Raw genomic sequence first — 22,990 nt, 5'->3', positions numbered from 1 at the left:
CTGATTGCTTACGTTTACATCCCGCTTTGCTTCGGCAGGGCGGGATGTAATGTTTTGGGGAGGAGGAGAAGCCCCTCTAAATCTCCCCTAAAGGGGAGACTTCAAAAAGCTTTTGAAATGGTTGTTGGTAACAATACCATAGGTTTTCGGAAGATTTTCAATTCCCTCCTTGGGGAGGGGTGTGGTGGATTTGTGTAATGGCAGGGAGGGGTTTATACGCCATTTCAAACGAATAAGTCTGACTCTGAAACCCCTCCCTACACCCTCCCAGGGGAGGGAATCGCACAATCCTCGCTTAGGGTGTAGTTGTTGGTGACAACGCCAATAGGGGCTTAGATTATCGCGATTTAAAAGATACTCCAATCCCCAAATCTGCTTAATCGTGGTTCAGACAACTTCTAATATTACAATTGCAATTTCTTCAACAGCTCTGTACCAATTACATCAGTACTTTCGGCAGCGTTGGATAGGATAACAATAGCCAGATTTTTTTCGCTGTTAAAGGCTAAAAAGCTGCTGCTGCCATAAGTGCCGCCATTGTGGAAATAATATTCAACCCCATCAACAAGGATGATGTGCCAGGCCAGGCCCATTTTGGCATCTTTGCTAAAAGTGATGTGATGAGTAAGCTCCATGGCTTTTCCCAGCCTGTCAGATGTGGGCGTTAAATTGGCCTTAACGTATATCATTAAATCATTTACAGTTGAACGCAGGGCTCCGCAAGGGGCTAATACGTCAAAATCCCAGGCTGGTGTTACGTTGCCTGTGGCATTATATACGCTTGCCACGTTTGTTTGCTTTGCAGAAGGGATATGCTGAACTGTGCTTTGCATGTTCAGCGGCTTGCATATAAGTTCGGTTACCATTTGCTCAAATGTTTTGCCGCTTATTTGCGATAGGATAGTCCCCAGCAAGCCTACACCTAAATTGGAATAATCATACCTTTCGCCCGGTTGACTGTTAAGCTTACAGGTTTTAAGATAGGAGAAAAGCAATTGCTTATTATAATTTTTGTAAGGGTTTAGCTCGTCGGTAGCGTTAAAATTTAGATTATCGGGCACCTGGGCCAGGCCAGATGTATGATTGCTTAATGATTGAAGGGTTACCTGCTTTAAAGCTGGGTTTTTAGCCACGGAGTCGGGCAGATATTTAGTTATGGGGTCGGTAAGTTTTACTTTGCCTTCGTTTACATAATAGGCCAGCAACACCGAGGTAAACGTTTTGGTGATTGATCCTATTTCAAATATAGTGTTCGGTGTAGGTAGTTGATTGTTTCCGCGAATGGTTTCGCCATAATTATAAGTAGTTATCTGGCCGTCTTTTAAAATACCAATGCTTAAACCAACGGTATTTGATTTTTGAATGAATGGGCGTACTACCGCTTCTACACCTTTATCCATGGCCGATGTTGTTTTATTTGTTGTAGCAACCTGGGTAAGTTTATCGTCGGTTACCTGGGTAAATGGTTGAAAAAGGAACAGGTCGAGCTTGTTGTGCTGATCCAGCCCCATCTGTAGCTGCAAGGTTACCGCCTCAAAGATGAGTTTATAGGTAGCCACATTATTGTTTACGAAGTTGATTAGCGATGATCCCTTAATGCCGTTCATCGGAAAAAGCTGCTGATCGGCAATGGAGCGGAAACCTTCGCGGGTGAGCGCCTTTTTGAAACGTTCGCCTCCCAGCGCATAAATGGAATCGGCCTGCTTGGCGTTGAAGAATTTTTGAACCAGGGCAAATACGGAGTCTGTTTTTACTTGCTGGCGGCTTTGTGCAAATACTGCAGACGAGCAGAATACGAGGGCTATAAAGAGGTATAAATAACTAAAACGGATTAATTTCATTAAGGCTACTTTAATTAACAACGTAAGTAATTGTGCCTGCTATATAAACACTGCTAACAAAAATGGCACTTTAAAAGTGCCAATAATAATTTATGGGGTTTGTCCGGCCAGCAGATACAGCACCGCCATCCTGACCGCCACTCCATTCTCTACCTGGTCAAGTATGATGGATTGCTTGCTATCGGCCACATCGCTGGTAATCTCCACGCCACGGTTAATAGGGCCGGGGTGCATAACGGTGATTTCTTTATCCAGTGAATCTAAAATGGTTTTGTTAAGGCCAAAAAGCATGGTATACTCACGCAGCGTTGGAAAATATTTTATGTCCTGACGCTCCAGCTGTATACGCAGCATGTTAGCTACATCGCACCAATTAAGGGCTTTGATCAGGTTATGCTCAACCTTTACGCCTAATGAACCAATATACTTAGGGATCAGTGTGGTTGGGCCGCAAACCATAACCTCGGCGCCTAATTGTTTTAAGCAAAGTATATTGGAAAGGGCCACACGTGAGTGCAGGATGTCGCCTACGATCACCACTTTTTTACCGGCTACATCGCCATATTTTTCGCGAATGGAAAAGGCATCGAGCAGGGCCTGGGTAGGGTGTTCATGAGCACCGTCGCCGGCATTTACAATCTGAGCCTTTACATGTTTCGACAGAAATATACCTGCACCGGCATAAGGGTGGCGCATTACAACCATATCTACCTTCATAGCCAGGATATTGTTTACCGTATCGATCAGGGTTTCGCCCTTGCTTACTGATGATGATGACGCCGCGAAGTTCACCACATCAGCCGACAGGCGCTTTTCGGCCAGCTCAAAAGACAGGCGGGTACGAGTTGAGTTCTCGAAAAATATATTGGCAATGGTTACATCGCGCAGGGAGGGCACCTTTTTTATGGGGCGGTTTAAAACAGATTTAAAAGTATCGGCAGTTTCAAATATAAGTTCAATATCTGCCCGGTTTAAATCTTTTATACCTAATAAGTGCCTTGTGCTTAGTCCTGCCATATCTTTTTTATTTCGGATTTCGGATGTTCGATTTCGGATTTTTTTATTTACTTAATTTCGATTCTGAAATTTATTTTTTGATTTCTAATTTATTAAGCCTTTGCTTCTCCTTTGCCGTTTTACCTATTGCAGTAAATATTGCGGTGAGTTCGTTGGCTTCTTTTTTTAATGTTGATATACTGGTTGAATCTATAAGTCCCGATTCTTCCATTAACTCTAACCAGTAAATAGACTCGTCGGCTTCTTCTTCAACGATTATTATTTTATTTATAAAATCGGCAGTGGATTTACCTCTGCACGCTGATCTGTAATTAGCGCCTATTGATGTTGCGCATCTGATCAATTGATTTGATAAAACATCAAGTGAACGTTTACGCGGAAGATTTTCTATAAACTTTATTACATCTATAGAAAATTTTTGAGTTCGTCGTTTGAGTTCCGTCTTATCCAAATTTAAATCACTATCGTTTAAATAAATCCGAAATCGAAAATCCGAATTCCGAAATCATCATTATTCTGCTACTTCTGATACCAGCACTATTTTGTCTTCGCCATCGGTATCTTTCCAGCTTACTACTACTTTTTGCGATGCAATGGAATCTACCTCGATACCAACATAATCGGCAGATACCGGAATGTGACGCGAATAGCGACGATCAACCAAAGCAAGCAATTCTACTTTTTCCGGGCGACCGAAGGCCTGCATGGCATCCATAGCAGCGCGGATGGTACGGCCTGTCCAAAGCACATCATCCATCATGATCACTTTTTTGCCTTCAATAATAAAATCAATTTTAGTTTGATTTGGCACCAGCTGCGACTCGCGCCTTCGGAAATCGTCGCGATAAAAGGTAATATCCAAGTCGCCTTGCATAATGGTTTTGCCGGGCAATATTTTCCTTAACTCTTCGGCAACGCGCCTTGCCAGGTAAATGCCACGTGGCTGTATACCAATTAATACCGAATCGGAAAAATCATTATGGTTTTCGATCAACTGGCGGCATAAACGTTGTATGGTGATCTGAAATTTCTGTCCGTCGAGCAGTGTTAGATTTTGCATCGTATGGGTGGATTTGGGCAAAAATAATAAATAGTTTTGAAAGCCCCCTCTAAATCTCCCCCTATAGGGGAGACTTTTTAAAAAAATGGGGTTAGCTAATAATCTTTTTTTAGTGATCAGCCAATTTTCTTAGCGTTTCCATTGCTCTTTCCGCATCCTTTTTCGCCACAAAAATATGGTCATGATAATAAGCAGCAACCACATTGCAACTGATGTTTTCCTGAGCCAGCGCGGCTGCAAAGGCAGCTGTAAGTCCGGTAGCTTCTAAAGAGGAGTGTATGGTGAGCGTTATCCAGGCGGCAATGTAGGTGTATTGCAAATTAAGCTCATCGGCAATTTCTTTTTTCAGTATAATGGTAAAGCCTTCACTTTCTTTAAATAGGCCTAAAATGTGGTTGGTATCAATGTTATCTAAAGCAGATACGTTACAGTAAACATAATCGCCCGGGTTTAATACCGGAGTCATGTTTTTTAATAACGTTTGCAGATTGGTTTCGCCAGTCATAGTAAAATTAACGCGGGTAACGGAGTGATGGCAGGATCATTCCTAAGGATACAAATTCTGAAAAGGCAAACAGCAGGCTTAGTAAAACAATGTGTTTATAGCTATCGTCTTTTTCGTGTTTAGAGTAGGAGTGCCATGAATAAATGGATTTTATGATAAAGCCTACATAACTGAAAGCGCCTAATAGGAAGGCAAATATGAGAATGGCACCATGAAGATCATATGACATCTCCATGCGGTTAAAATTTATGGCATACGTTAAAAACACGATAAATAACGTTAGCAGAATTAATCGCAGGCATATTTTAAACGTAAACATATTTACAATATGAGCTTTCATATTGTAAATATAAACTAATTGGCCAATAAAAAAGCCCTCCCGAATTAACGGGAGGGCTTTGTAAGAATATCAATCAGTTAAAGCTTATGCTTCTTCTTCTTCAGATTCTGATTTTTTAGCAGCTGGAGCCGGCGCAGCCTTGCGGGCTTTGTTTTCAGCACCTTCCATTTGCTCTTTTAACTGAGCTAATACGCTAAGATCACCTAAAGTTGATTTTTCAACTGATTCTTTCACTTTCTTAACCGCGTTGCTTGCAGATTTTGCTTCTTTTTTACGGTTTTCGAACTCTTGTACACGAGCATCAGCACGAGCTTCTTCCCATATACGTGAGTGTGAAATAACTATACGTTTGTTTTCTTTGTTAAATTCAATGATTTTGAATTCAGCTGTTTCGTCAGCTTTTAAAGATTTACCGTCTTCTTTAACCAGGTGTTTGGTTGGCGCAAAGCCTTCAACACCGTAAGGTAAAGCTACGATAGCACCTTTGTCAGTTACTTTTAACACAGTACCTTCATGAATTGAATCAATGGTGAATACGGTTTCAAAAGTATCCCAAGGGTTTTCTTCAAGTTGTTTGTGACCTAAGCTTAATTTACGGTTCTCAACATCAAGTTCTAAAACAACCACGTCTAATTTTTCACCAACTTTAGTGAATTCGTTAGGGTGATTTACTTTTTTAGACCAAGAAAGGTCAGAGATGTGAATTAAACCATCGATACCATCTTCCAGTTCAACAAACACACCAAAGTTGGTCATGTTTTTAACTGTAGCAACATGCTGAGTACCTATAGCATATTTCTCAGCAGCATTTTGCCATGGATCTGGAGTTAATTGTTTAACACCCAATGACATTTTGCGTTCTTCGCGGTCAAGTGTTAACACCTGAGCTTCGATCTCGTCACCAACTTTCAGGAATTCCTGAGGGTTACGCAGGTTTTGTGACCATGACATTTCTGATACGTGGATCAAACCTTCAACACCAGGGATGATTTCAAGGAATGCACCGTAATCAGCAACAGTAACAATACGTCCTTTAACTTTTGAGCCAACAACGATATTCTCGTCAAGTGACTGCCAAGGGTGAGGAGTTAATTGTTTTAAGCCCAGAGCAATACGTTTTTTCTCGTCATCAAAGTCAAGCACAACAACGTTGATTTTTTGATCCAATGAAAGAATTTCGCGTGGATGCTCGATACGGCCCCATGAAATATCAGTAATGTGTAATAAACCATCAACACCACCAAGGTCAATAAATACACCAAAGTCTGTAATGTTTTTAACAGTACCTTCCAATACCTGACCTTTTTCAAGGCGGGCAACAATCTCAGTTTTTTGGTTTTCCAAATCGTCTTCAATCAGCACTTTGTGCGATACCACTACGTTTTTAAACTCGTGGTTGATCTTAACAACTTTGAATTCCATTGTTTTACCTACATACACATCGTAATCCCTGATAGGTTTAATATCGATCTGTGAACCAGGTAAGAAGGCTTCTACGCCCATTATATCAACAATTAAACCACCTTTAGTTCTGCTCTTCACAAAACCAGTGATGATCTCATCATTATCAAGGGCTGAATTAATGCGCTCCCATGATTTTTGAGTTTTTGCACGTTTACGTGAAAGTACCAACTGGCCGTTAGCATCTTCCTGTGATTCAACAAATACATCAACTTTATCACCGATCTTCAGATCAGGTGTATCACGGAATTCTGATACTGAAACTAAACCGTCAGATTTAAATCCTACGTTCAGTACCACATCTTTGTTGTTAACATTAACAACTGTACCGGTGATGATTTCGCCTTTGGTGATAGAGCTGAAAGTTCCATCATACATTTTCTCGAATTTCTCACGGTCGCTATCGCTATAGTTACCAAATTTTTTGTCGTCAGCATCCCAGTCGAAATCTGCGCTTGGGGTTGCAGCGATTTTTGATTTGATCTCTTCGATAGATATTGAATCAGCTTCTGATTCAATTGTTTCTTTTTCGCCAGATGCGGTAACTGTTCCCAGTTCAGCTTCTTTCGCTTTTAATTCTTTTTCTGCTTCTTGTTTTTTTGCCATTAAATAATTTTTCTCCTTTTCCCAATTTGTTAATTGGGACTGCAAAGGTAGGTATATAATTTTATTAAATAAAAGAATATTTTAATGTTAATTGCTGATATTTAAGCCTTTTTGAGTTAAACAGGGGAGTTAGACTCGCTTTTTGGCCTTACAGCCTGTGTCTCTGCGGGGTTTTAACCTGAGGTTTACAAAAACATTACATGAGTATCAATCAAGTTTGGCCTCTATTTCGGTAAAAATCGACATGAAATTGGAGAACAGCAGGTTGCGGTATTCATCCAGAATATCGTTCATCTGAGCCTCGTGCTGCGGGGTAAAGGGGTTTTGCCAAACGCGCATGCAAATGCGTTTCAGGGCATAAGCTATCTGGTGGGTTTCGGCATAGGTATGCAGGTACTGGCTGCTTTTAAAATCATCAAAAAACTTAAAGAAAGTGCGGTCATCCTTTAATCCCGAAAAGGCTAAAAACTCAGCTATCACTTCTGTTTTACAGCCCTCAAGGTGGGCGTAAAAATCATTAACCTGTATTTTACCGGTGGTAAGCAGCAGATTATCAATAATAAGTTCGAGTGCCACATGTCCCAAAAAGAATGGTTTTACTGGTGAGCCCTCAATGGCCGGCATCAATTGTTTTTTTAACTGGTGCGAATGGGTAGCAAAAAACTCCGACGAGTGGAAATAGCGGTCAACCGCCAGGTGTTTGTTCCATCCCGCTATAATACTATTAATGTCATCATTGGTATGGTGAAGCTTTTCTGGGTGCAGAATAATGCTTTTATCAGCATTTTTTAAAAGATCGGGCAGTACCGTACCTAATATATGGTAACAGTTGTTTACGTGCCGGTCAAAATAATAATGCGATAAAAAATTCATAGGCGGTGTTTCTGCAAAATAGCCTGTTTTGATCAATGTACAAAAAATAAGTAATTATTTGAAATTGAATTTACCTTTAGTTAATCGGTGATCCCCTTTAGCCCAGCCAATTATTCTTTTATATTTGCAGCTTTTGAAACTCCTCTTAATATGAACTTTGTTGAAGAATTAACCTGGCGCGGTATGCTGCATACTATTATGCCCGGTACCGAAGATATGTTAAATAAAGGCATGGCCTCGGGATATATTGGTTTTGACCCTACTGCCGATTCATTGCACGTGGGCCATTTAACCCAGATCATGACGCTGATCCATTTTCAGCGGGCCGGTCATAAGCCTTATGCACTGGTTGGTGGTGCAACAGGCATGGTGGGCGATCCATCAGGTAAATCGCAGGAGCGTAATTTACTTTCCGAGGATGTATTGCAGCACAACCTTGAGTCGGTAAAAAAACAGCTTACCCGTTTTCTTGATTTTAATACCGGCGCCAACAGTGCCGAAATGGTGAACAATTACGATTGGTTCAAAAGCTTTACCTTCCTTGATTTTATCCGTGATGTGGGCAAGCATATTACTGTAAACTACATGATGGCCAAAGATTCTGTAAAGAAACGTTTGGAAGGCGATACCGGCATGTCGTTTACCGAATTTACTTATCAGCTGGTTCAAGGATACGATTTTTATTATTTGTGGAAACACCATAACTGTGCCCTGCAAATGGGCGGCAGCGATCAATGGGGCAATATTGTTACCGGTACCGAGCTTATCCGCCGTAAAGATGCGGGTGAAGCTTTTGCCCTGACCACTAATCTGATTAAAAAGGCTGATGGTACTAAATTCGGTAAAACCGAAAGCGGTGCGGTTTGGCTTGATGCCGAGCGCACATCGCCATACCAGTTTTACCAGTTCTGGTTAAACACTACCGATGTTGATGCCAAAGCCTACATCCGCATATTTACCTTGTTTGAACGCGATGTGATCGAAGCTTTAGAAGCCGAGCATGATGCCGCGCCGCATTTGCGCGTGTTGCAAAAGGCACTGGCAAAAGATATTACCATCCGTGTGCATAACGAGCAGGAGTACGAAAAAGCCATTAAATCATCAGAGTTTTTATTTGGCAACATAGGCATTGAGTTTTTAAATGAACTAAGCGATGCTGAGGTACTGGATTTATTTGCCGGAGTGCCAAACTTTACCGTATCATTAACCGAATTGAAGGAAGGTATCAATGTTACCGATCTGCTGGCTACTAAAACAGCTGTATTCCCATCAAAAGGCGAAGCCAAAAAGATGATACAAGGTGGTGGTACGGCTATCAACAAAGTTAAAATAGCTACTGCCGATGATGTTTATAATACCGATTCGTTAATTGGAGGTAAATTCCTTGTAGCCCAAAAAGGCAAAAAGAATTACTTTTTGATTGTTGCTGAATAAACTCATTTACATATTATTAGGTTACCTGAGGGGATGATGATAATCATTCCCTTTTTTATTATAACATTTTGAAATACGACAAATGGTAATTATATTTGTATATATGTCGTATAAATCAAAAACAGATAGCAAAATTGAATTGAATGAGCCTATGGCTGCTTATGCAATTCAGGGAAACTCTCCATCTATTTATAATTTGTTAGGGAGCTCTAAATTACCAAAGCTTTCTAATGATTTTGATGTGTTAACACTTGCCCGTCAGGGTTTCCCGAAGCGGGTTTTACTTTCGCTGGCCAAAAAAATATCCTTAAATATACAGGAGCTGGCCAACATATTGCATATTTCTGAACGCACCTTGCAACGTTATGATGATGATGATATCATAAAAACAGAATACGCCGAAAAAGCTGTTGAGTTAGCTCGCCTGTATACCCGTGGCGAGGAGGTTTTTGGCTCTATAGATAAGTTTAAAATATGGATAAAAACTCCCGGTCTTGTTTTTAGGGGGGAGGCTCCACTTGCTCTTTTAGATACATCTGCCGGTTTTGATATGGTATTTAAAGAATTAGGGCGTATTGAGTACGGTATTTTTGCCTGATGATACTGTATCGTATTGCTAAATGCCAGTATGCTAATGATCTGAGCGGAACTGGTGCCCGCCTTTACGGTGGAAGATGGAACAGCGAAGGCCGGGCCATGCTTTACCTGGCCTCATCAATATCATTAGCTGTATTGGAGGTATTGGTTCATTTAAATCCCTTAATTGTTCCGGATAATTTTTGCCTTGCCGAAATTGAAGTGCCTGATGATAGTATTGCCTTATTAGATACCGTTTTATTACCTAAGAACTGGCAGGATGTATCGGCACCGGGAATGTTAAGGGAATTGGGTGATGATTTTCTGAAAAAGCAACAGTATTTATTAATGAAAGTACCTTCGGCAGTTGTACCTGCCGAATATAATTATGTGGTTAATCCACAGCATCCTGATGCTAAAAAGATACAAATTGTTAAAAAGGCACACTTTAGCTTTGATGACCGGCTGTTATAATGACTCAATTTGACCAATAAAAAAGGCGATAAGTGATTCACTTATCGCCTTTTTATATTAGTTGGTATCCTGATCCGTTATTAAAAATCGCTCAACAGATCCAATTTTTTGGCATTGTATTCTTCCTGCGATATCAGGCCGTTATCAAACAATGTTTTTAGTTTTTTTAGTTTTTCGGTAAGCTCATCTGGTTTTGCTTCCTGCACAACAGGAGCCGGTGCCGGTGGAGCTACAGGAGCAGGCGCTGGTTGCGGTACTGCTACCGGAGCCTGGGCTACAAAAGCTTGCTGAGCTGTTGATGTATGAGCTGTTGCCGGATTATCAAACTGGATTGAACCTGATTCGGCACGTTTTTGTTCCAGCTCACGCTGGCGGCGGGCCTCACGCTCAATTTCCTTACGTTCCTGGGCGTATTGGTATAATTTACGGCCCTGAACCTTAGGTAAGTAATCAACCGCCATTTCGGCTCCGTTGGTAGTTTTTACGCTGAATACGGCGCCTATAATTTCTTCTTTGGTATGTACGTCAACAATATCTTTCCAAACAAAATCAACAAACTTGATAGATAAACCCAGGTTGGCCGGGGTAAAAAATAATACACGCTTGTTGGTAATGGCTATACAATCCGGAAATAAGTTTACCAACGGTTTTTTCTGAACCGCTATATAAATGATCTCCTCGCCGGAAGACAGGAGGTCGACCAAACGCGAATAAACTTTTTCAACTGCTTTGGGATCTTGTTCCTCGTTTAAAAATTTCTCAATCATGTGTTAGCATTTATGATGCGTGCAAAAATAGGAATAATTGTTTTATGGAGAGTCAAGAATCAAGAGCCAAGAATCAAGAAAAAAATTAGCTACTTGTTTTTAAGAGTCAGGAAACAAGATTCAAGAGACAAGAAAACAATTAGTTATTGATTCTATTACAAATTAGAAATATTGGACTTACCAACGGTAAGCATGTAAGTTTGTCTTTTCTTGGTTCTTGTATCTTATGTCTTGACTGTACCCTCTTGATTCTTGGGTCTTACTTATTGCTTCTCTATGCTATCAGCAAATTACATCCCCTGATGTCCGACTGATCAAACCGGCCCAAAACCTCAAACGAATCGTTCGGATAGGTTTTGCCCAGATCCTGTGTGGCTATGAACGAGCAGGAGTTGATATTGGCCAGATCAATCACATTAATACCGCCTGTTTTGCCATTTGGTAACGCGCTCATGGGGTCATTAGTATCGCGAATCATGATTTTCATCCAGGGCGGGCATACAAAGATGCCATCACCGGTAGAGTAGGCCTGCGATAGCAGCTCAGTCATCCCGTACTCTGAGTGTATGGCCTTTACACCAAAGCCGCTGCATAACACCGCATGAAGTTCTTCGCGTATCATCTCTTTGCGACGGCCTTTCATGCCGCCTGTTTCCATAATGATGAGTTCGGGAAAGTTAATCTGGTAGTTCTCCATAAAATCAAGCAGACCAAAGGTTACGCCAATCAGTATGGTGGGTTTATTGGCTTGCTGCTGTTTTTTAAGCTGATGATATAATTCATCATGATTATATAAAAAGAAACCACTATCGGGATTTTGCGATTCTTTGATGAGGTGCTGCACCATGTAAATGAGCGATGAGCCTTCGCGCTCCAGGTAGGAGGGCAGCAGGGCCAGTACAGTATAATCCCGAATGTCGCCATAAAACAATTTAAAGGCATCATTAAAACTATACTCGTACCAGGTTTTATCGGTTACGTAATGGCTGCTGGTGGTTACGCCCGTAGTTCCTGAACTGGTAAAGGTGAGCTCAACATGTGCATAGCTGCTAAGCACCCGGTGCGATTTAAAAAACTCAATAGGCAAAAACGGGATCTGTTCAACCGTGTTGATCTTGCTGGCATCAATTTTTAAACCCGAAATAAATTGATGATATACCTCGCAGTTTTTGGCCTGGTACTGAAATATCTGCAAAGCCATGTGGTTGAAATCTGCAGGAGTACTGATAGAAAATATCCGTTGTTTATCCGGTGTGCTCATTGTTTGCAAAGATAGCTATTACCACGGGCAGATTTCAAATTTCGGCATAACAGCAGCAGTGATAGGTTGGTATGATTAATATGATGCTTTTATTACTTGATATATCAAAACAAGTGTACATTTTTGGGGTTGTTAAATTAATATTACATAACAGAGTTATTTTAAAAGACTGACCCCATGAAAACATTAAAATTTTTAAGGTTTCCGCTTATACTAAGTTTGTTTTTTGTGCTGACATCGGCCAAAGACGCGGATAAGGAAACCGAACGCGTTCATAACGCGGCCAACGTAGTAAAGGAATTTGCCAAAATGAAAGAAACCATTCCGCATGAGCTGATGGAGCAAAGTGAAGGGATTGTCATTATTCCTAAACTAATCAATGCAGGTTTAGGTATTGGCGGTAAACGCGGCCGGGGCGTTGCCATGGTAAAATTGGCCAACGGTAAATGGAGCGACCCTGTTTTTGTTACCTTAACAGGCGGTAGCTTTGGTTTGCAGATAGGTGTACAATCTGTTGACCTGATACTGGTATTTCACCACAAAGGGGTGTTAACCAAAGTTAAAAATGGCGACTTTACCATTGGTGGCGATATATCAGCCGCGGCGGGCCCAGTTGGTCGTAGCTCAACAGCAAGCACCGATTATAAGTTACAGGCCGAGGTTTACTCTTACTCACGCAGCCGCGGATTATTTGCAGGCATCACTATTAATGGCTCAAACTTAGCTATTGACAAAAGCGCGAATACAAAATTCTATGGTGAAAAAGCTTCTTCACAGGATATTTTTGCATCAGACAAGAACAATACCGATGGTGTGAAAATATTAAAAGACGCCATAGACGCTTTTTAATAACATAGTATTATTGGAAACAGAAAATGCCCGGCAGCAATGCACGGGCATTTTTTTTATTCTTGCTTTTCAAATGCCTTTTGCAGTAACAGTCCCGAAAGCGCCGCAAGGCCGCTCACCAAGCCACCAATTATCCCGGTGATGAGCAAAAGTAACCACCAGCCCGGTAAATGAAACAGCTGGGCAACCTTTGTTGCCATTATATGGTTGTTAGGGATGCTTTTAAACAAAGCCAAAACTATCCACACAATAAACACTGCCGAAAAGCCCGACCAAAAGGCCTGTCCCGGAGTTTTACCCGCAAAAAACGCGGCCGAAAAGGCGGCAATGGCCACCACCCACCAGGGCAAAAAGAAACCGCTTGCAAATGATAATATGAGTATGATGAGAAATAACATAGTCTTTTATTTTTTATTTAAAGTATTATCAAGTAGTTAGTATCGAGATGTCTGTAATTTTCAGTATTAGTCAGTTTCAATACGCGCATGGTTTTTTCGAGGTGAAAAAGTCTTGATACTAATTACTTGTTACTATTGGCTTCCACAGTTAAAGTTGTTTTGATCCGGTCAGACATTTCATCGGGCGATTGCAGGAACAGCAGTTCTTTTAGCTGGCCTTGCTGCCATGTTTTGAGCATATCGCTGTAAAAAAAGCTGCCCGGGTTGCCCGATTCTCCGCCGGGTAGTATGCCGTATCCTTTTACCGTTGGCCCCAGTTGCACCACCATGCGCCATGATGGGCCATGACCGCCGGTAAGGGCGTTCACGGTTGAGCCTGTACCGCCCGTTGCAAAATTGCCTGAGCTAAACGCCTCCTGCCGGGTAAGATGCGTGATCTCCATTTTTTTAACCTGTCCCCATTGCCAGTTTTTACCGGGTTTGCCGAGCTGATGCGTCAGCGTATCCACCACTTTTTGAAACGATTGGGTCACTATATCTGTACAGGTTTCTTTTTGCGGAGTGTTAATATTATCAAACCACTTTGAACCCGGCTCATTTATCAGGAGTTTTTCGGTACGATCCATTGATGGATAGTTTTCCTGCATGTTTTTATCGGCAAAGTCATCGCTCCAAATCATGTTATAAACCTTTAACCACCAAAAGTTAAATAGGGTGGCACCGGTTGAGGTGGCTGTATAATCTTTATTCCAGGTTTTTACCAAATGCAGCGCGGCTAACTGGCTTGTATTAAGTTTTGATACATCGATATATTTTAACAGGGCAGGTAAAATATCCTGAGCGCGTATGCTGTAGGTATCAGTTTGCAGTACACGCATACTATCAATGGTGGCATGCTGCATGGCGGTAAGCCTGTCGTTGATGCGCTTGCCGCGCTCGTATGGCGCAAACGACCAGTTGATGTAGTATGGATAAGTTGGATCTGTTGATGATTGATTGGCCGAACTCACAAAACCGCGCGGCGGATTTTTAACCGTAGGGTTTTGATCAAACGGGATCCAGCCATGCCAATCGTCAGCAGGGTCAGTACCATCCAATATAAATTTGCCCTGGTCTTTATATTTCAGGGGATATTTACCGTTGGGCGTTATAGCGATGTCATTATCCTTGCTGGCAAATACAAAGTTTGATGCCGGTGCGTTAAAATAGGTAAGGGCCCGGCGGTAATCAGCGTAGTTTTTGCCATGGTTTAAGATGTACATGGTTATCAGCTCGTCCGATTCATCGTGGGCTATCCAGCGCAGCGCATCGCCAACAGGTACAAAGTCGTTATTATTTCCTTTTTGGCTTTGGTTATCATAAACCACGGGGCCATGGTGAGTATAAATAACAGTATCATACAAAGGCTGTTGCCCGCGAATGTTGATCACCTCAACCCGGTGATTGGTTTTATTCCATTGGTTGTTGTACCAGTATTCGTTTTTGCTTTTGTCTTTAAATTTGATCTGGTACCAGTCTAATACATCGGCATCTACATTGGTAATGCCCCAGCTTATATTATTGTTAAAACCCAGTATCACACAAGGCGAACCCGGCAGTGATACCCCGTATACATTTACCGATGGCGCGGTAAGCTGAACCTGGTACCATATAGATGGGAAAGTTAGGTTCAGATGCGGATCGTTAGCCAGAATAGGATAACCATTAGCGGTTTTGCTGCCGGCCACGGCCCAGTTGTTGCTGCCAATACCTTCGGCCTTAACCATACGTTTGGCGCTGTCATTCATCTGGGCTAAAAAGCTTGCAGAAGGTTTGGGAACAGGCAGCGGTTTAAAATAATCCCATTTGGTACCTGCAGGAATGATAGGATCTTCATGTATTGGGTAATCCGGAAAGAGGTCATTAGTAGTTTGCGGGCCAAAATGTTTTAAGATATTGTTCATGGCAAACTCGTTTGAGCCGCCTGCCAGTGTTTCGCTCATTAGCTTGAGCAGAAAGGCGCAGTTAATAGGCTGCCACTCCTCAGGAGCATAATCAAGCATCTTAAACTCAATGGGGTATTCTCTCGGCATCAGGCGATGAATATAGGCGTTGATACCTTCGGTATAGGCCAGTACCATTTGGCGTACGGCAGGCTCCTGCATCATGGCCTTTAAAGTTTTTTCGGCACCGTAAACCATACCCATGCGGCGGTGGTAACGGTCAACCTCCAGCAACTGGGGGCCCAGCACCTCAGCCAGCCTGCCCGCGGCTTGCCGGGTTTGTATATCCATTTGCCAAAGGCGGTCGGTAGCGGTTATGTAGCCCTGGGCAAAGTAGAGGTCATGCTCGTTCTCGGCAAAAATATGGGGGATACGATTTTCATCGTATTTAACGGTAACCTTGTCCTTAAGGCCTGGAAGTTTTAAATGGGTGGTTGTTAAAATATGCTTGCTCTCGGCATTTTGCCAAAACCCATCCGCCGGACTTAAAAAACGACCAACCGGCGGTACCGGGCCAAATTTTGTTTGCAGCGCCCAAATAAGGATAAGGGTAATAGCAATAGATATAAAAGCCTTAATAAACTTCATAGATTATGTTATTGCCATAAAGTTAATATTTTAAAAGGTATACTCAAGTTTTGGCTTACGCTTACGGTAATGTTTTTTGGCCGGATTATATTCAACACTGGCTGGCCTTTTTTCCTTACGAAACTCCCAGGGTGGGGTGGGGTTGGCATCCTGCCAAAGGCCCAGTTTATTTTCACGAGCCTGCTGCTCCAGACCCGCCAGTTCGGCGCTTTGCGAGTAGGCTTTATATTGCCAGGCATAACCGTTTTTTACCAGCTGATAATTTACATTGGTGCCATCGGTTAAAAGCACCAGGGCAACGGTGCGGCCGTAGCGGTCCTTAGTATCGCCAATGAGTTTAACATCCTTGCCAAAACATAGGTCGGAAGTGAATTTTTTAGCGGCCTGCCCAAATGCCTGTGATTTTTCGGGACAGTCAATCTCGGCCAGGCGAACGGTAACTTGCTGATTATCGTTAGTTAGCAAACCCAAGGTATCGCCATCTTTTACTTTAACTACTTTGTACAGGTTATCGGGTCGTGGATTACAGCCCCAGAGCGTAAAAAGGACGATGATGAGGCAGGCAGTATATTTTTTGAACATCATCCAAATGTGCAGATTTTAGCTTTCACATGCGCAAATGACCTGCACATTTTTTTAATTCATAAAACTTAATATCGCAAAATTTATTAAGTTCAGAAGATCAATTATAACCTAATACGCCATGAACTGATTTTATGTCAAGCAATAATGAGCTTTTTTATTCTGATCTGCTGGTAAATAACCTGCCGCTTAGTGATCTTTTTGAAAAAACGGAATTGTTTTACAACGTTCCTGATAACTGGCATGTGGTGGTTACCGATATTAAAAACTCAACCCTTGCGGTAAAAAACGGCAAGCATGAAAACGTGAACTTAATTGCTACCGGTAGTATTGTATCGGTACTGAATATCGCCTTCAAGGCCAATATAACGGTGCCTTTCTTTTTTGGTGGCGATGGGGCAACTTTTATAGTTCCGCCCACAATTATTGACAAGGTGATGAAAGCACTGGTGATATATAAACAAAACACGCTTGATAATTTTGAACTGGAACTGCGTACCGGCGCAACAAGCGTTGCCGACATTTACGCGGAGGGGTTTAAACTAAGAATATGTAAATTTTGCTTTTCAGAAACTTTCCAAATCCCCATTGTATTGGGTAACGGGCTAAGTTTTGCCGAAAGGAAGATCAAAGGAACCGAAAACGAACTCCCGCGTAACGGAATAGATCCCGAAGAGCTTGATTTAACCGGGATGCAGTGTCGGTGGGATAAGATTGCGCCGCCTGCCAATACCGATGAGGTGCTGAGTTTATTGGTAGTGGCCCTGCAGGAAGATAAACAACCCGAGGTATTTAAAAAGGTAATGTACCATATGGATCTGATATATGGCGAACCCCGCCTGCGGCAGCCCATATCGGTACCTAAGTTAAAATTTAAAACCACCTTTAACCGGTTGGAGAAAGAGATGCAACTCAGGTTTGGCAAACTCAAGTTTTTTGAGCTGATGCGCAATTGGTTAATAGGATTTTATGGATATATATACTTCCATACCCAAAAGGGTAAAACATACCTTAACCGCCTGGTTGAAATGTCAGATACATTGGTGATTGATGGTAAAATAAATACGGTAATATCGGGCAAGGCATCGCAACGAATACAGCTGCAGGAAGTTCTGGATAAAATGGAAAGGGACGGCGACCTGTTTTATGGGTTCCATGTAAGCAGCGAATCGGTCATGTCATGCTATGTGAGGGACCTTGAAAATAGTCATATCCATTTTGTTGACGGCGCCGAAGGCGGTTACACCAAGGCAGCAGGTTTTATAAAGCAGAAGCTGAGCAGGCTAACTTAATTGAACAGTGATTGTATTTGTGCATTTGAATGATCTGTAAATGACATAATTGGAACTTTATTGTGTTAACTTTGTTACAGTTTTACATTAAGCAATTATTACCATGGGCAAGTTTACCATACCAGACAAGGTACTTTATGTATGTACCGGCAGCAAATGCGGAAAGAGAGGCGGTAAGGATATGTATAAACTTGCAAAATCATACGCCAAACATCACCACGGCCCCGAAGAAATTGAGGTGATAGAAACCGAATGCACTGACAGGTGTAAATACGCACCCATATGCAGTATACAACCCGGCAACACCTGGCTAAAGGAATATCACCCTAAAGATGTACTTAAATTGATGGATTTGATTTAAGAGTCCAAGTAGCAACTCTAAAAGAAGATTTTTAAGAACAATAACAAGATGTATTCCTGCAATGTAGGAAATACCTTTTTATGAATCCAACCCAAAGAAATAAATGATTTGATGATCAAGCTGCTTATCGACTCACCCCGACATCGCTACGCTTGTCACCCCTCTCTTCGCCTGCGGCGGAAAGAGGGGCTTTTCTTTTAATTCTCTTGCGCCCTCTTTTCAGCGAAGCTGAAAAGAGGGCGGTCCAACGGAGCGTAGACCGGGTGAGTCAACTGTATGCCATGCAAGTTCGATAAAAGTCCTGTATGGAAAATTATTCCCTAAGGTGATAGCCGACGGAAAAGGCCCTTTGGTTAACCAAAGGGCCTTTTTATAATTTTTTTGGAGAAAGGTTCTGGCTATTATGCCTCGCTGTCGTATTTTATTTGACCAACGTGCTTGTCAATCTGCCATCTGCCGGTACCTTCTTCGCCAATAACTTCAAACAGTTCAAGGGCGCGGCGTGCTTTGTATTCCTCTTCACGCTGCTCTTTCAGGAACCAGTTTAAAAACTCCATGGTTACAAAATCCTGATCTTTCATGCAGCGTGCATAAATGTTTTTGATAGAATTGGTAACGCTGATTTCCTGGTCAAGGGCTTCTTCAAACACTTCACGGAAAGAGTTATATTCCTGTTTAATACCGGTAACCTCTGGCGATACGGCATTACCACCCATATCCAGGATATATTTATAAAATTTCAATTGGTGATGTCTTTCTTCTTCAGCCTGTTTAAAAAAGTATTCAGACGAAAAATCGTAACCATTACGGTTACACCATGATGCCATTGATAAATATACAGATGATGAGTATGCTTCTTTTTTTACTTGTTGATTTAAAAGCGTTTCAATTTCGCTTGAAATAAGGCTTTTTATGCGGAGCAGGTCTTTCATATTCTTTTTAGATTGAACAGTTCAAAAACTATAGTCAATATTATAATACAATAATAAGGCTATATGTTTGTATTAGCTCAATTTAAAGGCAATATGAATTTAATCTAAATAGCTATAAAGGAAGGTTATACAAGCGGTCGTGGATGATATGATTAAGCTCCAGCATTACAAAGGTGCCTTCCAATAATTCTTTCAGGGCAATGATCTGTAATAACGATAATACATAGCAATGATCGCAGGCGCAGATAAAGATGATCTCTACATCAGGATCTTTAGTGGTGTTCAGGAGGGCCTGTTCAATATCTATATGATAAACTGCCTTGCGAAGCTTTAAAAGGCAACGATAATCAAATTTGGCAACCTTGCCGGCGAAATCAACATACCAGCAACGCTCGGCATCGCTTTGGTAAATGGCTCCTGCTGATGTCTGGAAAACATCGGTCCATTGATCTAATTCTACAACAGTGGTAATCATATAGTTCACAAAGATTGCTATTATTTATAATTAATCCAAATAAACAACGTCAAATTTTATTAACATAACCCCGAGGGGGTATGTGGGAGGTTGTCTGAACCGCGATTTTTGGGATTCAGGGATTACCTAGATTATTTAAAAACTAAAGTAAAATCCCTTAATCTGATAAATCTGTTTAATCCTGGTTCAGACAATCCTCCGCTACCGCAAGCGTCCCGCTTGTGGTAATATGAAATGTGTAATTGCTAATCATGAGGTCCAAAAGCGGGACGCTTGCGGCAGCCTTAATAGTATTTTCTGAACCACGATTTTTGGGATTCAGGGATTACCTGGGTTATTTAAAAACTAAAGTAAAATCCTTTAATCCGATGAATCTGTTTTAATCCTGGTTCAGACAATATTTTTGCTTATTCCCAACCAATTACTGTCGGCTCCGTTTACAATTAATATTGTATTTTACATTACCTTAGTTTTGATCAGGAAACCCGTTGTTAACCACAACTATTTGGCATGAAAAAGTATTTACTAATCACAACCTGCTGGCTGCTGCTGGCAACCGGTGCAATGGCCCAGATACCTGCATTGGAGCGTGTTGAACCTATGTTTTGGTGGGCTGGCATGAGTAACCCTAACCTGCAGCTGGTTATACACGGTAGCAAAATAGCGCAACGCAATGTGGTATTAAATTACCCCGGTGTTAAATTGAAAGCCGTTCATAAGGTTGAAAATCCCGATTACTTATTTCTTGATCTGTTGATAGCTCCTGCCGCCAAACCGGGTTCGTTCCCTATAAAATTTACCTTAGCAGGCCAAAAAGACCTGACCTATACTTACGCGCTCAAAAAACGCGACCGCTCAGCAGGCCGGGCGCAAGGTGTTACCAGTAAGGATGTGATTTACCTCATTATGCCCGACAGGTTTGCCAATGGCGACCCAGCAAATGATTCGTTCAGTAACCTGCGCGAAAAGGGCATCAACCGCGATTCGATGTTTTACCGACATGGCGGGGATATTAAGGGTATCATGAATCACCTGGATTATCTCAAATCCCTTGGTATTACGGCCATATGGCTCACTCCCGAAATTGAGAACGATGAGCCCAGCGCATCATACCATGGCTATGCCGTTACCGATTATTACAAGATAGACCCGCGCTACGGCACCAATGAGCTTTACAAGCAATTTGTTGAAAAATGCCACAGCATGGGCATTAAGGTTGTTAAAGATCTGGTGCATAACCACGCCGGTACCGAGGGTTACCTGATCAGCGATATGCCGATGAAAAGCTGGGTACATCAATGGCCGGTTTATACCAAATCAAACTTTAGGGATGCCGCTGTGATGGACCCGCATGCCTCACCAACCGACCGCAAGCTGATGCTTGATGGCTGGTTTGACCACCGCATGGCCGATTTAAATGAGAATAATATCTATGTGCAAAACTATCTTACCCAAAACCACATCTGGTGGGTGGAGTATGCCGGAATAGATGGGTTCAGGCTGGATACTTATCCTTATAATGATGCCGCTTACATGGCCAAATGGGCGCAGGCGGTGAAGGCTGAATTCCCGAACTTATCCATCTTTGGCGAAACGCTGGTTTGGTCGGCCGCCAACCAAGCCTTTTTTACACAGGGTAATACGGTTAACCGAGGCTTTGATACCAACCTTCCTGGTGTAACCGACGGGGTACTCAAAGATGCCATTTACGAGGCTATTAACGGTAAGGACGGCTGGACAGATGGAGTTGGCAGGCTGTATTCTATTCTGGCTCAGGATTTTTTATATCAGGATGCCTCCCGCAATACTATCTTTTTGGATAATCACGATATGAGCCGGATGTTATCTGTTGTGGGTGAGGATATCAGCAAATATAAATCGGCTATGGCCATGCTGCTTACCATGCGCGGTGTGCCGCAATTGTATTATGGCGATGAGATATTGATGAAAAATTTTTCCAATCCCGATGGGCTTGTGCGTGAGGATTTCCCAGGTGGCTGGGCAGGTGATAAAAGCAACAAGTTTACCGCTGATGGCCGTAGCAAAAAGGAGAGCGACGCTTTTAACTATGTGAGTAAACTGGCCAACTATCGCAAAAATATCACGGCCCTGCAAACAGGTAAGCTGATGCAGTATGTGCCCGAAAAAGGTATTTATGTTTATTTCAGGTACGATGCGGTAAAAACAGTGATGGTAGTTTTTAACAGCAGCGATAAGCCACAGGATACCGGCACCGAAAGGTATTTGGAACGTATTGGCGATGCCAAAAAGGCCCGCAACATCATCACTGATGAAAATATCGACCTGGGGCAGCTGAGTATCCCTGCCAAATCAACATTGGTTTTAGAATTATTGCCCAACGTTACCCATTAATCATTTAACTTAGTGGCATACTGTTACCCACATTAAAATATAAAAATGAGCAATATTAAAGCCTGTATTTTTGACCTCGACGGTGTAATTGTTGATACTGCTGTATACCATTATAAAGCCTGGAGGCGCCTGGCAAACTCGCTGGGCTTTGATTTTAGCGAACATCAGAACGAGCAGTTGAAGGGCGTGAGCCGTGTACGTTCGCTGCAATTGATACTGGGCTGGGGCGGTGTAACCAAAACCGAAGCCGAGCAGGAACAGCTGGCTACCCAGAAAAATATCTGGTATACCGATATGATAAACCAGATGACACCTGCCGAGATTTTACCCGGCGCACGCGAGTTTGTGGAAAGCTGCCGCGACGCGGGCCTCAAAACCGCGCTGGGTTCGGCCAGTAAAAACTCCATGACCATACTGGATAAGCTGAACATCACGCACTTATTTGATGCCATTATTGATGGCAACAAGGTAAGTAAAGCCAAGCCCGATCCAGAAGTATTTTTGAAAGGGGCCGAGGAATTGGGTATTGAACCCCAATACTGTGTGGTATTTGAGGATGCCATAGCCGGGGTAGAGGCAGCCAAAGCAGGCGGCATGAAAGCCATCGGTATCGGCGACCCCGAAACCCTGCACGAAGCTGACCTGGTGGTGAGCGGCTTGAATAAGGTTACGGTGGAGGAATTGGAAATGCTACCCTAAGCAAATAAACCATGTCATTGCGAGGAGGAACGACGAAGCAATCGCGAACTGCACAAATCTCCTTGCAAAGTTTGCGATTGCCACGCTACGCTCGCAATGACAAAGAATATATTAAATATGAAAACTCCACATCAGTGCGAGATATGAAGCAAATTCCATAATCTCTTTGTCATCCTGAAGAACGAAGGATCCGTCTACGAGCAGATTCTTCACTCCGTTCAGAATGACAAAGCTTTATATTGAG

At 42.2% G+C, this 22,990-nt stretch carries 23 protein-coding genes; 8 read left to right on the top strand and 15 right to left on the bottom strand.

Annotated elements, in window-relative coordinates; translation table 11 throughout:
• Positions 1 to 404: 404 nt before the first annotated feature.
• The 8 genes from QWZ01_RS13335 to QWZ01_RS13300 all read right to left on the bottom strand — a co-directional run bounded on the left by QWZ01_RS13335 (position 405) and on the right by QWZ01_RS13300 (position 7,703).
• Entirely contained in the window at positions 405 to 1,841 is a 1,437-nt protein-coding gene (locus tag QWZ01_RS13335) for a serine hydrolase domain-containing protein (protein WP_290323892.1), read from the bottom strand.
• A gap of 90 nt (positions 1,842 to 1,931) precedes the next feature.
• Positions 1,932 to 2,858: an aspartate carbamoyltransferase catalytic subunit gene (locus tag QWZ01_RS13330; RefSeq protein WP_290323890.1), complete on the bottom strand. Its 927-nt coding sequence runs from the start codon at positions 2,856 to 2,858 to the stop codon at positions 1,932 to 1,934.
• A 70-nt stretch (positions 2,859 to 2,928) separates the two neighbouring features.
• A complete protein-coding gene (locus QWZ01_RS13325) occupies positions 2,929 to 3,309 on the bottom strand; it encodes a four helix bundle protein (protein WP_290323888.1) in 381 nt (126 codons plus the stop codon).
• Positions 3,310 to 3,369: 60 nt separating this feature from the next.
• Complete coding sequence (gene pyrR / locus QWZ01_RS13320) at positions 3,370 to 3,918, bottom strand: bifunctional pyr operon transcriptional regulator/uracil phosphoribosyltransferase PyrR (RefSeq protein ID WP_290323886.1); 549 nt, start codon at positions 3,916 to 3,918, stop codon at positions 3,370 to 3,372.
• A gap of 109 nt (positions 3,919 to 4,027) precedes the next feature.
• Positions 4,028 to 4,423 carry an ACT domain-containing protein gene (locus tag QWZ01_RS13315; RefSeq protein WP_290323884.1) on the bottom strand — a complete coding sequence of 132 codons (396 nt, stop codon included), beginning with the start codon at positions 4,421 to 4,423 and terminating at the stop codon, positions 4,028 to 4,030.
• A gap of 7 nt (positions 4,424 to 4,430) precedes the next feature.
• Complete coding sequence (locus QWZ01_RS13310; RefSeq protein WP_290323882.1) at positions 4,431 to 4,658, bottom strand: hypothetical protein; 228 nt, start codon at positions 4,656 to 4,658, stop codon at positions 4,431 to 4,433.
• Between the two features lie 189 nt (positions 4,659 to 4,847).
• Positions 4,848 to 6,830, bottom strand: a complete 1,983-nt coding sequence (gene rpsA, locus QWZ01_RS13305; protein WP_290323880.1) for a 30S ribosomal protein S1 — start codon at positions 6,828 to 6,830, stop codon at positions 4,848 to 4,850.
• 207 nt (positions 6,831 to 7,037) lie between these two features.
• On the bottom strand, positions 7,038 to 7,703 hold the full coding sequence (locus tag QWZ01_RS13300) for a hypothetical protein (RefSeq protein ID WP_290323878.1): 666 nt from the start codon (positions 7,701 to 7,703) through the stop codon (positions 7,038 to 7,040).
• Between the two features lie 150 nt (positions 7,704 to 7,853).
• On the opposite strand from QWZ01_RS13300, the gene tyrS reads away from it, so the two are divergent.
• From tyrS to QWZ01_RS13285, 3 genes are all read left to right on the top strand, one after another.
• Positions 7,854 to 9,137 carry a tyrosine--tRNA ligase gene (tyrS, locus tag QWZ01_RS13295; RefSeq protein WP_290323876.1) on the top strand — a complete coding sequence of 428 codons (1,284 nt, stop codon included), beginning with the start codon at positions 7,854 to 7,856 and terminating at the stop codon, positions 9,135 to 9,137.
• 103 nt (positions 9,138 to 9,240) lie between these two features.
• Positions 9,241 to 9,735 (top strand): Xre family toxin-antitoxin system antitoxin, encoded by a 495-nt coding sequence (locus QWZ01_RS13290; RefSeq protein ID WP_290323874.1) that lies wholly within the window; start codon positions 9,241 to 9,243, stop codon positions 9,733 to 9,735.
• The gene (locus QWZ01_RS13285; RefSeq protein WP_290323872.1) at positions 9,735 to 10,187 is read left to right on the top strand and encodes an RES family NAD+ phosphorylase; all 453 of its coding nucleotides are present in this window, start codon (positions 9,735 to 9,737) and stop codon (positions 10,185 to 10,187) included. The genes QWZ01_RS13290 and QWZ01_RS13285 overlap by 1 nt, the downstream gene beginning before the upstream one ends.
• Before the next feature lie 80 nt (positions 10,188 to 10,267).
• On the opposite strand, the gene QWZ01_RS13280 is transcribed toward QWZ01_RS13285, so the two are convergent.
• A complete protein-coding gene (locus tag QWZ01_RS13280) occupies positions 10,268 to 10,954 on the bottom strand; it encodes a PH domain-containing protein (protein ID WP_290323870.1) in 687 nt (228 codons plus the stop codon).
• A 274-nt stretch (positions 10,955 to 11,228) separates the two neighbouring features.
• Positions 11,229 to 12,215: a LuxE/PaaK family acyltransferase gene (locus QWZ01_RS13275; protein ID WP_290323868.1), complete on the bottom strand. Its 987-nt coding sequence runs from the start codon at positions 12,213 to 12,215 to the stop codon at positions 11,229 to 11,231.
• Between the two features lie 177 nt (positions 12,216 to 12,392).
• On the opposite strand from QWZ01_RS13275, the gene QWZ01_RS13270 reads away from it, so the two are divergent.
• Positions 12,393 to 13,064, top strand: a complete 672-nt coding sequence (locus QWZ01_RS13270; protein WP_290323866.1) for a lipid-binding SYLF domain-containing protein — start codon at positions 12,393 to 12,395, stop codon at positions 13,062 to 13,064.
• Positions 13,065 to 13,120: 56 nt separating this feature from the next.
• Here the strand turns inward: QWZ01_RS13270 and QWZ01_RS13265 are convergent, their stop codons facing one another.
• The 3 genes from QWZ01_RS13265 to QWZ01_RS13255 form a co-directional block, all read right to left on the bottom strand.
• Positions 13,121 to 13,462, bottom strand: coding sequence for a hypothetical protein (locus QWZ01_RS13265; protein ID WP_290323862.1), 342 nt, complete (start codon positions 13,460 to 13,462; stop codon positions 13,121 to 13,123).
• Between the two features lie 122 nt (positions 13,463 to 13,584).
• Positions 13,585 to 16,032 carry a penicillin acylase family protein gene (locus tag QWZ01_RS13260; protein WP_290323860.1) on the bottom strand — a complete coding sequence of 816 codons (2,448 nt, stop codon included), beginning with the start codon at positions 16,030 to 16,032 and terminating at the stop codon, positions 13,585 to 13,587.
• A gap of 30 nt (positions 16,033 to 16,062) precedes the next feature.
• Positions 16,063 to 16,617 (bottom strand): thermonuclease family protein, encoded by a 555-nt coding sequence (locus tag QWZ01_RS13255; protein ID WP_290323857.1) that lies wholly within the window; start codon positions 16,615 to 16,617, stop codon positions 16,063 to 16,065.
• Between the two features lie 131 nt (positions 16,618 to 16,748).
• Here QWZ01_RS13255 and QWZ01_RS13250 point away from each other — a divergent pair, with 131 nt between their 5' ends.
• Together QWZ01_RS13250 and QWZ01_RS13245 are read left to right on the top strand one after the other, a co-directional pair.
• A complete protein-coding gene (locus QWZ01_RS13250; RefSeq protein WP_290323855.1) occupies positions 16,749 to 17,906 on the top strand; it encodes a DUF3095 domain-containing protein in 1,158 nt (385 codons plus the stop codon).
• Between the two features lie 103 nt (positions 17,907 to 18,009).
• A complete protein-coding gene (locus tag QWZ01_RS13245; RefSeq protein WP_290323853.1) occupies positions 18,010 to 18,267 on the top strand; it encodes a (2Fe-2S) ferredoxin domain-containing protein in 258 nt (85 codons plus the stop codon).
• Positions 18,268 to 18,668: 401 nt separating this feature from the next.
• Here the strand turns inward: QWZ01_RS13245 and QWZ01_RS13240 are convergent, their stop codons facing one another.
• Together QWZ01_RS13240 and QWZ01_RS13235 are read right to left on the bottom strand one after the other, a co-directional pair.
• The gene (locus tag QWZ01_RS13240) at positions 18,669 to 19,199 is read right to left on the bottom strand and encodes a ferritin (protein WP_290323851.1); all 531 of its coding nucleotides are present in this window, start codon (positions 19,197 to 19,199) and stop codon (positions 18,669 to 18,671) included.
• Positions 19,200 to 19,311: 112 nt separating this feature from the next.
• The gene (locus tag QWZ01_RS13235) at positions 19,312 to 19,674 is read right to left on the bottom strand and encodes a hypothetical protein (RefSeq protein WP_290323849.1); all 363 of its coding nucleotides are present in this window, start codon (positions 19,672 to 19,674) and stop codon (positions 19,312 to 19,314) included.
• Between the two features lie 510 nt (positions 19,675 to 20,184).
• Here QWZ01_RS13235 and QWZ01_RS13230 point away from each other — a divergent pair.
• On the top strand, positions 20,185 to 22,047 hold the full coding sequence (locus tag QWZ01_RS13230; RefSeq protein ID WP_290323846.1) for a glycoside hydrolase family 13 protein: 1,863 nt from the start codon (positions 20,185 to 20,187) through the stop codon (positions 22,045 to 22,047).
• Between the two features lie 45 nt (positions 22,048 to 22,092).
• Complete coding sequence (pgmB, locus tag QWZ01_RS13225) at positions 22,093 to 22,746, top strand: beta-phosphoglucomutase (RefSeq protein WP_290323845.1); 654 nt, start codon at positions 22,093 to 22,095, stop codon at positions 22,744 to 22,746.
• The last annotated feature ends 244 nt before the right edge of the window (positions 22,747 to 22,990 follow it).

Source organism: Mucilaginibacter aquaedulcis (genome assembly GCF_030409325.1).
Lineage (GTDB): Bacteria > Bacteroidota > Bacteroidia > Sphingobacteriales > Sphingobacteriaceae > Mucilaginibacter > Mucilaginibacter aquaedulcis.
Note: the sequence above shows the minus strand (reverse complement) of the source record. Positions and strands in the feature narration are given on the sequence as shown.

Bases quoted from the DNA above. Each gene is read 5' to 3' on its own strand.
- QWZ01_RS13335 (WP_290323892.1), bottom strand. From the start codon at position 1,841: ATGAAATTAATCCGTTTTAGTTATTTATACCTCTTTATAGCCCTCGTA.
- QWZ01_RS13330 (WP_290323890.1), bottom strand. From the start codon at position 2,858: ATGGCAGGACTAAGCACAAGGCACTTATTAGGTATAAAAGATTTAAAC.
- pyrR (WP_290323886.1), bottom strand. From the start codon at position 3,918: ATGCAAAATCTAACACTGCTCGACGGACAGAAATTTCAGATCACCATA.
- QWZ01_RS13315 (WP_290323884.1), bottom strand. From the start codon at position 4,423: ATGACTGGCGAAACCAATCTGCAAACGTTATTAAAAAACATGACTCCG.
- QWZ01_RS13310 (WP_290323882.1), bottom strand. From the start codon at position 4,658: ATGGAGATGTCATATGATCTTCATGGTGCCATTCTCATATTTGCCTTC.
- rpsA (WP_290323880.1), bottom strand. From the start codon at position 6,830: ATGGCAAAAAAACAAGAAGCAGAAAAAGAATTAAAAGCGAAAGAAGCT.
- QWZ01_RS13300 (WP_290323878.1), bottom strand. From the start codon at position 7,703: ATGAATTTTTTATCGCATTATTATTTTGACCGGCACGTAAACAACTGT.
- tyrS (WP_290323876.1), top strand. From the start codon at position 7,854: ATGAACTTTGTTGAAGAATTAACCTGGCGCGGTATGCTGCATACTATT.
- QWZ01_RS13290 (WP_290323874.1), top strand. From the start codon at position 9,241: ATGTCGTATAAATCAAAAACAGATAGCAAAATTGAATTGAATGAGCCT.
- QWZ01_RS13285 (WP_290323872.1), top strand. From the start codon at position 9,735: ATGATACTGTATCGTATTGCTAAATGCCAGTATGCTAATGATCTGAGC.
- QWZ01_RS13280 (WP_290323870.1), bottom strand. From the start codon at position 10,954: ATGATTGAGAAATTTTTAAACGAGGAACAAGATCCCAAAGCAGTTGAA.
- QWZ01_RS13275 (WP_290323868.1), bottom strand. From the start codon at position 12,215: ATGAGCACACCGGATAAACAACGGATATTTTCTATCAGTACTCCTGCA.
- QWZ01_RS13270 (WP_290323866.1), top strand. From the start codon at position 12,393: ATGAAAACATTAAAATTTTTAAGGTTTCCGCTTATACTAAGTTTGTTT.
- QWZ01_RS13265 (WP_290323862.1), bottom strand. From the start codon at position 13,462: ATGTTATTTCTCATCATACTCATATTATCATTTGCAAGCGGTTTCTTT.
- QWZ01_RS13260 (WP_290323860.1), bottom strand. From the start codon at position 16,032: ATGAAGTTTATTAAGGCTTTTATATCTATTGCTATTACCCTTATCCTT.
- QWZ01_RS13255 (WP_290323857.1), bottom strand. From the start codon at position 16,617: ATGATGTTCAAAAAATATACTGCCTGCCTCATCATCGTCCTTTTTACG.
- QWZ01_RS13250 (WP_290323855.1), top strand. From the start codon at position 16,749: ATGTCAAGCAATAATGAGCTTTTTTATTCTGATCTGCTGGTAAATAAC.
- QWZ01_RS13245 (WP_290323853.1), top strand. From the start codon at position 18,010: ATGGGCAAGTTTACCATACCAGACAAGGTACTTTATGTATGTACCGGC.
- QWZ01_RS13240 (WP_290323851.1), bottom strand. From the start codon at position 19,199: ATGAAAGACCTGCTCCGCATAAAAAGCCTTATTTCAAGCGAAATTGAA.
- QWZ01_RS13235 (WP_290323849.1), bottom strand. From the start codon at position 19,674: ATGATTACCACTGTTGTAGAATTAGATCAATGGACCGATGTTTTCCAG.
- QWZ01_RS13230 (WP_290323846.1), top strand. From the start codon at position 20,185: ATGAAAAAGTATTTACTAATCACAACCTGCTGGCTGCTGCTGGCAACC.
- pgmB (WP_290323845.1), top strand. From the start codon at position 22,093: ATGAGCAATATTAAAGCCTGTATTTTTGACCTCGACGGTGTAATTGTT.